11 protein-coding genes and 1 pseudogene are annotated in these 11,364 nt (G+C 65.9%); 7 read left to right on the forward strand and 5 right to left on the reverse strand.

Going from position 1 to position 11,364, the window contains the following annotated elements; genetic code table 11:
- The 5 genes and pseudogenes from KDB67_RS08690 to KDB67_RS08710 form a co-directional block, all read left to right on the forward strand.
- Positions 1-1,322, forward strand: a 1,322-nt coding sequence (locus tag KDB67_RS08690) for an IniB N-terminal domain-containing protein (RefSeq protein ID WP_291014860.1), incomplete at its 5' end; no start/stop codon positions are given.
- Between the two features lie 148 nt (positions 1,323-1,470).
- Positions 1,471-2,307 carry a hypothetical protein gene (locus tag KDB67_RS08695; protein ID WP_291014863.1) on the forward strand — a complete coding sequence of 279 codons (837 nt, stop codon included), beginning with the start codon at positions 1,471-1,473 and terminating at the stop codon, positions 2,305-2,307.
- A gap of 143 nt (positions 2,308-2,450) precedes the next feature.
- The gene (locus tag KDB67_RS08700; RefSeq protein WP_291014865.1) at positions 2,451-4,352 is read left to right on the forward strand and encodes a dynamin family protein; all 1,902 of its coding nucleotides are present in this window, start codon (positions 2,451-2,453) and stop codon (positions 4,350-4,352) included.
- Entirely contained in the window at positions 4,336-5,877 is a 1,542-nt protein-coding gene (locus KDB67_RS08705) for a dynamin family protein (protein WP_291014868.1), read from the forward strand. The genes KDB67_RS08700 and KDB67_RS08705 overlap by 17 nt, the downstream gene beginning before the upstream one ends.
- 77 nt (positions 5,878-5,954) lie before the next feature.
- Positions 5,955-6,092: pseudogene (locus KDB67_RS08710) on the forward strand (IS1634 family transposase); the annotation flags it as partial.
- A 30-nt stretch (positions 6,093-6,122) separates the two neighbouring features.
- Here the strand turns inward: KDB67_RS08710 and KDB67_RS08715 are convergent.
- Genes KDB67_RS08715 through KDB67_RS08730 form a run of 4 tightly spaced genes read right to left on the reverse strand, consistent with a single transcriptional unit; the run spans position 6,123 to position 9,289 of the window.
- Positions 6,123-7,031 carry a glycosyltransferase family 2 protein gene (locus KDB67_RS08715; protein WP_291014870.1) on the reverse strand — a complete coding sequence of 303 codons (909 nt, stop codon included), beginning with the start codon at positions 7,029-7,031 and terminating at the stop codon, positions 6,123-6,125.
- Positions 7,028-7,834, reverse strand: coding sequence for an ABC transporter ATP-binding protein (locus tag KDB67_RS08720; protein WP_291014873.1), 807 nt, complete (start codon positions 7,832-7,834; stop codon positions 7,028-7,030). Before KDB67_RS08720 ends, KDB67_RS08715 begins: the two co-directional genes overlap by 4 nt.
- Positions 7,835-7,845: 11 nt before the next feature.
- Positions 7,846-8,706, reverse strand: a complete 861-nt coding sequence (locus tag KDB67_RS08725) for an ABC transporter permease (RefSeq protein WP_291014875.1) — start codon at positions 8,704-8,706, stop codon at positions 7,846-7,848.
- 52 nt (positions 8,707-8,758) lie between these two features.
- Positions 8,759-9,289: a bacterial proteasome activator family protein gene (locus KDB67_RS08730; RefSeq protein ID WP_291014877.1), complete on the reverse strand. Its 531-nt coding sequence runs from the start codon at positions 9,287-9,289 to the stop codon at positions 8,759-8,761.
- Positions 9,290-9,362: 73 nt separating this feature from the next.
- On the opposite strand from KDB67_RS08730, the gene KDB67_RS08735 reads away from it, so the two are divergent.
- Positions 9,363-10,559, forward strand: a complete 1,197-nt coding sequence (locus tag KDB67_RS08735) for an aminotransferase class V-fold PLP-dependent enzyme (protein ID WP_291014880.1) — start codon at positions 9,363-9,365, stop codon at positions 10,557-10,559.
- A gap of 88 nt (positions 10,560-10,647) precedes the next feature.
- The gene (locus KDB67_RS08740) at positions 10,648-10,800 is read left to right on the forward strand and encodes a type II toxin-antitoxin system prevent-host-death family antitoxin (RefSeq protein ID WP_291014883.1); all 153 of its coding nucleotides are present in this window, start codon (positions 10,648-10,650) and stop codon (positions 10,798-10,800) included.
- A gap of 168 nt (positions 10,801-10,968) precedes the next feature.
- On the opposite strand, the gene KDB67_RS08745 is transcribed toward KDB67_RS08740, so the two are convergent.
- Positions 10,969-11,364, reverse strand: a 396-nt coding sequence (locus tag KDB67_RS08745) for a zinc-binding dehydrogenase (protein ID WP_291014886.1), incomplete at its 5' end; no start/stop codon positions are given.

Genomic DNA, 11,364 nt, shown 5'->3' on the forward strand with positions numbered 1-11,364 from the left:
CCAGTCCCGAACGGACCGCGCAGGACCACGATCGCGATGAGAACATCTTGATCGAGTTCATCCGCAGTCTGTTCGGCGACGCGGACAAAGCACAGCACTTCAACGAGAACCCCGCCGGCTGCCTGGCCGACGCCGATCTCTCACACGTCACCCCGCAGCAGGTTCACGATGCGGTGGAGGTTGTGGTGCAGTCGATTCCTGCGCCGACCCCGACCGTATCCACCCCGACCGCACCCACCCCGGGCGGTGGCGGTGGTGGAGGTGGCGGTGGTGGCCACTGGGAGCCGCCGGCGTGCCCCCCGGACAGCTCGGCGGCATCGATCATCCAGCAGATCACCAACAACTACTACCAGCAGATCATTCATACCGAGATCTACGGAGACAACAATACGGTCGTGCAGGCGATCGGCGACGGTGCCGTCGCCGCCGGCGGTGACATCAACGCACCCGTGGCCACCACCGGTGGCGTCGCCGGAGCCGACAATAAGGTCGGCAACGAGGACAAGACGGAGACGACCAACGTCGACGCGTCGAGGACCGGCGACAACAGCGGTAACACCACCATCACCGACATCGAGGACAACTCGAAGAACGACAGCCACAACGAGCTGAATATCGGTGCGGGAGAGGGTGGTAGAGGAGGCGACGGGGGTCCTGGTGCTCCGGGAACGGCCCCACCGGCGCCGGTGGCCGCACCGGTAGCCCCGGCCCCGGCCCCGGTGCAGGCCGCGGCATTCCATCCGGTTCCGATCGGTGTGGACGCGGTGCCGCTTCTCACGCCCACGCAGTCGTCCCCGGCGCCGGCCGAGCCGGTGGTGCAGGCCTTCGAACCGGTGCCGGCCACACTTCTGGCCTCGGAGACATCGTCGACCGAGCCGGTTCAGCAGGTCAATCACACTGCACCGGAAAATGATTCGGAATTGGTGCAGGGTATACCGGCGACGTCGGGACCGTTTCGCGACGCCCCCGTCGAAGATGATCGGTTGGGCGACAACGAGATCGGTGAGGCGGCCGTCGATCATCCCGACGCCGGCCACTCCCAGGGTGATCAGTTGCCCGGCGATGATTCGGCCGGTGACCAGCTGCCCGGTGACCAATCAGGGGCCGATCAATTGGGTGGTGAACAGTCTCCCATCGAGCATTTGGCGGCGCCCGGGGATATCGGTATGGAGACACTGCCGGTCGATGACGGTGCGTACTCGCAGGTGTACGACCAGCCGGTCGATGCCGCACCGGTGAGCTACGTCCCCGAGATCACCCCGGTGGCCGATACCGCTCCTGCGGCAACCGAACTCGACCACCACCTGGTGGGCGGTCCCTGATCACCCGGACGGGGGAGACCCCCGGTGATCCCCCAAAGACGGAGGGGGTCAACCCCGTTCCCGGACAGCACAACAAGAAATAACGTAGAAGACATCGGGAAGCCATCCCGACAACATCCAAATCACAACTCAGGCAAAGGAAAAGACAATGAGCGGAAACCAGTGGTACGACGCGAGCAACAACGACTACAGCTCGACCTACACCAACGTCACGGCTGAGGGCACCGGAGCGGTCGCCGCCGGCGGTGACATCAACGCCCCGGTCGCCACCACCGGCGGTGTCGCCGGCATCGGCAACTCCGTCGGCAACACCACCACGACGACCACCACCAACATCGACCAGTCGTACACCGGTGACGGCAGCGGCAACACCACGGTCACCCAGAACACCGACAACTCGCAGAACGACAGCCACAACACCCTGAACGTCAACGCGGGCGACGGCGGTGCGGGCGTCGGCGGGGGCGGCGGCTGGGGACCCGGTGGTCATGGCGGCCCGGGCGCCGGCGGCGACGGCGGCGGCATCAATCTGGGCGACATCGACATGGGCGGCCGCACCGGCGGAATCACCTCCGACAGCAGCAGCCACGTCACGAAGGATTCGTACAACGATTCGTCGTCGCACGATTCGCACGACGTCACCGATTCGTTCAACGATCAGTCGGTCAACGACTCGTTCAACGACCAGTCGGCCCACGATTCGTTCAATGGCTCGTTCAACGATCAGTCGGCCCACGACTCGTTCAACGATCAGTCGTCGCACGATTCGCACGACATCAGCGACGCCTTCAAGGTCGACAACTCGTCGCACGATTCGCACGACGTCAGCGACTCGTTCAACACCGACGACTCGTTCAACACCGACGATTCGTACAACACCCACGAGTCGACGCACTTCGGTGACTCCTACACCACGGTCGTCGGCGACGTCATGGCCGGCTTGTCCGATCCGGTCGGATTCCTCGGCGACGTCTTCGACGCTTGACCGCGGACGCCCGTCACGGGCGCACCGGGCAGTACAGTGACCGATTCCCTGGGATCGCCCAACCCGGGTGATCCCAGGGAATCGAACCCGGCAACAACATCTTTCGACCAGAACAGGCCCGGCAGACGAGAAGGAATCAGCAGATGGACGAGAACACCGCCAAGGTTTGCCAGATCCTCGGGCGACTGGTCGACATGGCACACGACGCCGGGCGCGACGACCTGGCCCGCCGGCTTCGCGGCTCGCGGGCCCGGATCGACGACCCGGCCGCCCGCGTGGTGGTGGTCGGTCAGCTCAAACAGGGCAAAAGTCATCTCATCAATGCCCTGCTGAACGTGCCCGTCGCCCGGGTCGGCGACGGCGAGACCACCTCCACGATCACCGTCGTCGGGCACTCCGAACAGCCGCGGGCGCGGCTGATCGTCGAGGAACCGCAGCCCGATGACTCCGGACGGGTGCGGGAGCGGAGCATCGAACTGCCCATCGACGCGGTGTCGCGGGATCTGTCCCATGCACCCGAAGCCGGCGGTGCCCGCGTGGTCCGCCTGGAGATCGGGGTTCCGTCCCCGCTGCTGGCCCGCGGTCTCGTGGTCGTCGATACGCCCGGAACCGGTGGGGTGGGCAATCCGCACGCCTCGGGCACGCTCGGGCTGCTCGCGTCCTCGGATGCGATCGTCATCGCCTCCGATGTCAGCCAGGAGTACACGGCCCCGGAGATGTCGTTCATCCGGCAGGCAAATGAGCTGTGCGGCAACGCTCTCGTGGTGGGCACCAAGACAGATCTGTATCCGATGTGGCGGGAGGTGGTCGACGCCGACATCGCGCATCTGCGCAAGCAGGGCACCGATCTGACCCCGCTGCCGGTGTCGTCCGTTCTGCGTGATCACGCGATCCGGCTCAACGACACCGAACTCAACGACGAATCGGGTTTCCCGGCCATCCTGGAGTTCTTGCACACCAAGGTGATCGCGCAGGCCACCGCACGGATGCAGAAGCTCGTCATGGCCGAGATCGGTTCGTCCGCAGAGCATCTGGCGCTGGTTACTCGTGCCGAGCTGGAAGCGGCCCGTGATCCGGCTGCGCGCGAGGCGATCATCGCCGAACTCGACAGAGCCCGCGTCGAGGCCAAGGAACTGTCGGCGCGATCGGCGCTGTGGCAGCAGGTGCTCAACGACGGCGTGGCCGACCTGTCCGCAGATGCCGACCACGACCTGCGGATGCGCACCCGCACGATGCTCAAGAAGTACGAGGCCAGAATCGATTCCGGTGATCCGGCCCAGATGTGGGACGAACTGGGTGAAGAACTCAAGAACGAGATCGCCGAAAGTGTAGGGGACAATTTCATCGTCACCCACGAACGATCCTTCGAGCTCGCGCGGCGAGTCGCCGAATCCTTTTCCGACGCTGTCGATATGGAACTTCCCGAACGCGCCCTCGGCTCGGTCGGCGGCGAACTCGGCCCGGTCAGCGATCTGGTCGGCCTCGACCTCGAGCCGCTGGGCTTCGGCGAGAAGATGCTCGTCGGTATGCGCGGATCCTACGGCGGCATAATGATGTTCGCGATGCTGCCGGCGATGCTGGGGTTGCCGATACCCGTTACGTTCTCGCTGGCCGCCGGCATGTTGCTCGGCCGCAAATCCTACAAGGAGGACGCCGAGAACCGGCTGTTGCGGCGCCGGGCCGAGGCGAAGGTCGCGATCCGGACCTTCGTCGACGATGTGCTGTTCGAGGTCGGACGCGAGTCCCGGACCCGGCTGCGGGAAATCCAGCGCGTGCTGCGCGATCATTTCCGGGGCATCGCCGAACAGACCACCCGGTCGTTGACCGAATCACTCAAGGCGATCGAGGCAGCGGCGAAATCCGAAGTGTCCCAGCAGGAAAAGCGGGCCAAGGAGTTGGAGTCCCGACTCAAGTTCCTCACCGACGTCGCCTCCTGGGCGAGCGGGGGCAAGGCCGGCGGGGACAAAGTGAGCGGGGACAAGGCTGGCGGGGACAAAGTGAGCGGGGACAAGGCGAGAGGAGCAGCACATGAGCACGTCGCCTGAACTCGCCAGACTCCTCGACGACGCCGTCGAAGTGTACCGGCGCGACCGGAACGCACCGCCGATCGCGCTCGCCGACGTCGAGCGGTGCGCCCGGCGACTGCGCGAACCGCTGCGCATCGCCCTGGCCGGTGCGTTGAAGGCGGGTAAGTCGACCCTGCTCAACGCCCTCATCGGCGAAGAACTCGCGCCCACCGCGGCAACCGAATGCACCACGGTCGTCACCTGGTTCCGGCACGGGACCACGCCGTCGGTGCAAGCCTGCCATGTCAACGGCCAGCACGCCGCGGTCCCCATCGAGCGGCGGGACGCGCACCTGAACTTCGATCTCGGCCGGCTCGATCCGGCTGAGCTCGATCGTCTCGAAGTCTCCTGGCCGACACCGGAATTGAACCGCGTCACCATTATCGACACCCCCGGCACCACCTCGCTGAACGCCGAGATCTCCCGGCGCACACTGCGGTTGCTCGCCCCCGAGGACGGGACGTCGGGCGCCGATGCGGTGGTGTACCTGATGCGCACGTCCACCGCCGCGGACTATTCGACGCTGGCCGAACTCAACCGGCAGGTCGGTGGCCGGGGTGGCCCGCTCGGGGTGATCGGGGTCCTTTCACGTGCGGACGAGATCGGCGTGGGACGGATCGACGCGATGCTCTCGGCCCAGGAGATCGCCGCCCGATATGCCGGCGAATTGTCGGCATCGGGACTGTGCCAGGCCGTCGTCCCCGTCGCCGGGCTGCTCGCGGTGACCGCCCGGACTCTGCGCCAGCGTGAGTTCACCGCACTGCGTGCCCTTGCCGAGGCATCCGCCGACGATCTGCAGCTCGCAATGCTGTCCGTCGACCGATTCTCCCGCGAGAACAGTCCGTTGCCGGTTCCCGCCGACGTGCGTGTGGCCCTGCTGAACCGCTTCGGCATCTTCGGCATCCGTATCGCTATCGCCCTGCTGCAAGGAGGAGTACCCGATGCCGCGACCCTCTCGGCCCAATTGCTCGAGCGCAGCGGAATCGTCGAACTGCGTGAGCGGATCGAGGTGCAATTCGGGCAGCGGGCAGAGCAGTTGAAGGCCCATTCGGCGCTCACCGAACTCGCCCGGATACTGACCAGGCATCCCGTCGACGGCACCGCGCCGATCCTGGCCGCCACCCGTCGGCTGCTCGGGGACGTCCACGGCTTCGAGGAGGTGCGTCTGCTGGGCCGGCTGCGTTCGTGCAAGACGAGTCTCACCGACAGTGAGATCGTCGAGGTGACGCGCCTGATCGGCGGCTACGGGGCCTCACCCGACGACCGGCTCGGGCTGGATCCGTTCGAGGCGATGACCTCGGGCCGCGACCGGGCGTTGGCCGCCGTGCAACGATGGCGGGCCCGGTCCGGCCACCCGCTCAACGATGGTTTCACCACCCGGGTGTGCCGGGCTGCCGCCCGCAGCGCCGAGGGCATCGTGGCGCAGATGACCCGGACGTCGATGATGAGGGAATCCGGGATACGGGAACCTGGGATACGGGGGTCTGGGCATCGGATGCGGTGAGTTGGTCGTAGCTGCCTGTACCGTGGGTGCCCGTGGCGTATGTGCGGACGGTGAAGACGGCTTCGGGGGCGACCGCGGTGCAGATCGTGTACGCCAACCGGCGCGGGTCACGGCAGATCGAGCACCTCGGGTCGGCGCATTCGGCAAAGGAACTCGACATCCTCAAACGGGTCGCCGCCCAGCGCCTGAGCGAAGGGCAGGGGCAGCTAGATCTCGGCCTGCCCGAGGAAGAGCCGGCGATGACACTATTCGGGCCGGATGAACCGTTCCCGCCGGCCGAGCCGACGTAGCCGCATCCACTCGGCGAAGCCCTTCGGGTCGTGCTGCTGAATCAGGAAATACCAGCCGAATCGGGCGTATTCCTGCGGCAGTAGTTTACGCATTCCGGGCTGACTCATCAGGTAGCCGCGGTTGCGGTAGGTGAAGAACCGTTTGACCTCGTTGTCGGGGTACTGGGTGTGCATGCGGCCACCCAGAATCGGGCGGAATTCGTCGGCGCCGTCGGGATGCAGATATCCGGTGGTCAGGCAGGTGCCGAAATTCAGGCCCGATCGTTGCAGGCGGCGATGGATCTCCACCTCGTCGCCGCGGAAGAACAACCGGAGATCGGGTACGCCGACCACTTCCAGGGCATATGCCGAGAACAGTGCCCCGTTGAACAGCGACGCGATGCCGGGCAGCAGATCGTCGTCCTGCGTCTCGTCGTCGGCGAACAATTCGGAACGTTTGCGCCGCCACACCAGCCCGCGGCGCAGCGGGAAGGCGAGGGTGTCGGGGTCGTCGATGCGGGCGACCACCGGCGACACCTCGTCGAGCCCATGGCGTTTCGCACACGCGAGTAGCGTCGAGAGCACCGACGGACCGTCCGGGCGGCCGTCGTCGTCGGCGCACCATACCCAGTCGGCTCCCAGTGCGAGTGCGTGCAACATACCGAGCGCGAAACCGCCCGCCCCGCCGAGATTCCGCTTGGAACCGATATAGGTTGTCGGGATGGGTTGCCCGGCAACAAGATCAGCCACGACGGCCTCGTCGGCATTGTCGACCACCACGAGGTGATCGACCGGACGATCCTGGGCGGCAAGCACTTTCAGCGACTCGGCCAGCAACTCGGCGCGCTTGTGCGTGACGACGACCGCGACGATACGTTCGCTCACTCGCTGTCCTTCTTCATGTCGGCCAGCACCTTGCGCACACTTGCCGCGGCCTCGGGACCCTCATAGGCCTCGACGACCTCCTCGATCCCGCCCTCCTGCCGGATCCGGCCGTGATCGATCCACAGCGCGCGATCACACAGTTGCGCCAGAAACTCGTTCGAATGACTCGCGAACACCAGAATGCCCGACCGCTCCACCAACTCCTGCAGACGTTTGCGGGACTTCTTCATGAACGCGGCGTCCACATTGCCGATGCCCTCATCCAGGATCAGAATCTCCGGGTCGGTGCTGGTCACCACCCCGAGCGCCACCCGCACCCGCATACCCGCCGAATACGTGCGCAGCGGCATCTCCAGATAGTCGCCCAGTTCGGTGAACTCGGCGATGTCGTCGACCTTGCGCAGCATCTCCTTGCGGCTCATGCCCAAGAACATGCCGCGCACCAGAATGTTCTCGTACCCGGAGATCTCCGGATCCATGCCCACGCCGAGGTCGAACACCGGCGCCACCCGGCCCCGCACCCGGCACGACCCGCTCGTCGGTTCGTAGATGCCGGCCAGCAGCCGCAGCAACGTCGACTTTCCGGCGCCGTTGTGGCCCACCAGACCCACCCGATCACCGTGCCGCAGATGCAGGTTGATGTCCTTGAGGGCCTCGACGACCATCACCTTCGAGCCCGTCGTCCCGATCACGCCGCCGGCGGCACCGATCACCGACTTCTTGATCGACCGCGTCTTGGCATCGAAAATCGGGAAATCGACACCCGCATTCCAGGTGTCGACCCGCACATCAGAGGTTGCCATTCGTGCTTCTCCTACACCCAGTAGGGCACGCGGGCCCGATAATTACGCATCACAAACAGTGCCAGCAGCCAGCCGAAAGCCGTACAACCAAGCACGATCGCCCAGTGATAGAACTCGATGTCGTTGCCCAGCAACGGCCCGCGGGCCACCTCAAGATAGTGGAACATCGGGTTGATCTCGACGATCTTGAGCCTGCTCGACGACTCGTGCGTCGTGCTGCTCAAACTGTCGGCGGACCAGATGATCGGCGTCATGAAGAACACCAACTGCACTGATGTCGTCAGCAACTGACCGATGTCGCGGAACCTGGTCGACAGAATGCCGAATACGATCGCCACCCACACCGAATTGAGGATGTACAGTGCGAACGCCGGGAACACCAGCAACGCCCCCCACCCCGGATCCTGCGGGAACACGATCAGCACGATCACGAAGATCACCAGATTGTGGGCGAAGATGATCAGCTGACGCCACACCACCCGGTACACGTGCACGCTCACCGGCGCCGGGATCTGCTTGATCAGGCCCTCGTTCTTACTGAACACCTCGGCGCCGTCGAGAATCGACATCTGGATGAAGTTCCAGAAGATGAACCCGAGCGTCACATACGGCAGGAACGTCTTGATGTCCTGATCGAACAGCTCGCCGTACAGCAGCCCCATCGCCACGGCCGTCACACCGGTGGCGATGGTGATCCACAACGGACCCAGCACCGACCGCCGGTATCGCTGCCGGATGTCCTGCCAACCCAGGTGCAGCCACAGCTCGTGCGTGCGCAACCCCTGGGCGAGGTCGGCGAGACCTCGACGCAGCGTACGCGAATCGGACACCGCGGGGGCCGGGGGGACGTCGTCGCCGACAACTACTGACACGGAGATTCAGCATACAAGCGAAACGCCCGCCACCGGTGCGGCCCGCACGGTCCTATAGATACTGCCCGGTGCTGTCGTGGCCGTGCCCCTGCGCGCCCGGCACCCCCATACCCGGCGGCAACGCCCCCTGACGCATCTGCTCCAGCTGCGCCCGGGCGGCCATCTGCTGCGCGAACAACGCCGTCTGAATCCCGTGGAACAACCCCTCGAGCCAGCCGACGAGCTGTGCCTGCGCGATCCGCAGCTCCGCATCCGAGGGCGTCACCTCGTCGGAGAACGGCAACGCCAGCCGCTCGAGCTCCTCCCGCAACTCGGGAGCGAGCCCGCTCTCCAACTCGCGGATCGACGTCTGATGGATATCGCGCAACCGGTTGCGGGACGCGTCATCGAGAGGAGCGGCCCGTACCTCCTCCAGCAACTGCTTGATCATCGTGCCGATCCGCATCACCTTGGCAGGCTGCTCCACCATCTCTGCGACGCTCTGCCCCTCGCCGTCGCCGTGATCGACGCCGACCACTACAACCTGTTCGTCGCCGGCACCCGATGCGGACGACCCCTCACTGCTGAACGGATTAGGAATCATGCGCACGAGTTTATGGGGTCACTCCGACAGCAATGCGCGAGTTTGGCCGGGGGTGCGCGTTAGGGTGGGGACCATGGCGTTCGATGTCGGGTACGTGCGTGGGCTGTTTCCCTCGCTCGGCGACGGCTGGATTCACTTCGATCCGCAGGCCGGGATGCCGATCCCCGACTCGGTGTCCTCGGCCGTGTCGACCGGATTCCGGCAGTTCTCCGCCCCGCCGAGTCCGCTCTACCCTACCGGACGGGCAACGGCCGACGTCACGGACCGGGCCCGGCGGGCCATCGCCGACCTTGTGGGCGGCGACCCCGCCGGGGTGGTCCTCGGCAACTCCCGGCTCTCGCTGATATCGGCGCTCACCGAGTCGCTGCTGTCCTCGCGCAAAGCCGTCGGCGACATCGTGGTCAGCCGCACCGACGACGAGGAGAACATCATCCCGTGGCTGCGGCTGGCCAAACGCAGCGGCTGGAATACCCGGTGGGCCGAGATCGACGTCGAGACCGGAGAGCTGCCGTCGTGGCAGTACGAGAAACTCCTGACCGGCCCGGTGTCGGTGGTGACGGTGTCGATGGCGTCGACGGTGACCGGCGTGCTGACCGACCTTCAACCCATCGCCCCGGGAGCCGCTCACGCGCGCGCGTTGTTCGTCGTCGACGCCACCAGCGCCGCACCGTTCCACACTCTCGACATCAAAGAACTGGGCGCCGACGTGGTGGTGGTGTCGGCGCAGCGGTGGGGTGGTCCGCCGGTTGCGGCGATGGTGTTCGCCGACCCCGGCCGGATCAACGCCCTCGAATCGGTCAGCCTTGACCCGCAGGCCACCGGCCCCGCCCGCCTCGAACCCGAACGGGTCAGCGGCGCCCTCCTCGCCGGTACCGTTGCGTCTGTCGACTACCTGGCCGGCCTCGACGAGGATTCCGGCGGTGAACGTCGGCACCGGCTGACCACCGCGATCAGCGGTCAGGCCGAATACCTCGGCCGTCTCATGGTGTACCTGCGGTCCACGCTGGAAAACCTGAGCCAGGTACACGTCATCGGTGAATCGGCCAACCGGGTCCCGTTGCTCAGCTTCACCTTCTCCGGCGTCAGCTCCGACAAGGTGGTCCAGCGCCTCGCCGACAACGGAGTCCGTGCCCTCGCCGGTGTCCCCAGCCGCGCCCTCGACGTGATGGGCGTCAACGATTTCGGCGGTGCCGTCACCATCGGCTTGGGCCCCTACTCCACCCCCGTCGAAGTAGATCACCTGGCCCGCACCCTCGCCTCCCTCGGCTGACACTTCACATTGCCGTCACTGGGTAGCACTCGGCGCTGCTCTCGGGGGTAGTTCGACTCGAGGTGAAATCAACCAGCGTGACCTGCGCATGCGGTCGCGCGAGATCATGGATGCCGTCGAACGTGGGGAGTCGTTCACCGTCACCCGCTACGGTCGTGAGATCGCCGAACTGGTCCCGATTCGTGGCCGTCGTCGCCCGGCAGCCGGCGAGCCACCTGCGCAGCCAGACAACGCATCGTGATCCCCGAGGCCGAGCCGGTACTGGGCTGGGGCACGCTACTTGATCCCTGAGGCCGAGCCGGTGCTGGGCGGGGGCACGCCACTTGATCCCTGAGGCCGAAGCGACGAAGGAGCGAGGGTCTCGAAGGGTCCGGTGAGATACCACCCTCACCGGACCACCCCGAAACTCTCACGCACCGAAACGCAACAACACCTTCCCCACAGCATCCCCACTGTCGAGCCGCGCATGTGCCGCCGCGGCATCGTCGAAATCGAATACCGAGTCGACGATCGGAACCACCCGTCCGGTCTCGATCAGCGGCCAGGTGACCTCCAGGGTCTTGGCGGCGACCTCACCCTTCCCGCCGGCCCCGTCGACGGGCCGCGACCGCAGCGTCGTCCCGAACACCGACAGCCGTTTCGCCAGCAGCACCCCCATGTTCAGTTCGCCCTTCACCCCGCCCTGCAGCCCGATGGTGACCAGCCGGCCCCCGGTGCGTAGCGCGGCGATGTTGCCGGGCAGGTACTTGGCGCCCATGATGTCGAGGATGACGTCGGCACCACCGTTGTCCTTCATCACCTGCGC

This window comes from Gordonia sp. (in: high G+C Gram-positive bacteria) (genome assembly GCF_020438995.1).
In the GTDB taxonomy this organism is placed as follows: Bacteria; Actinomycetota; Actinomycetes; order Mycobacteriales; family Mycobacteriaceae; genus Gordonia.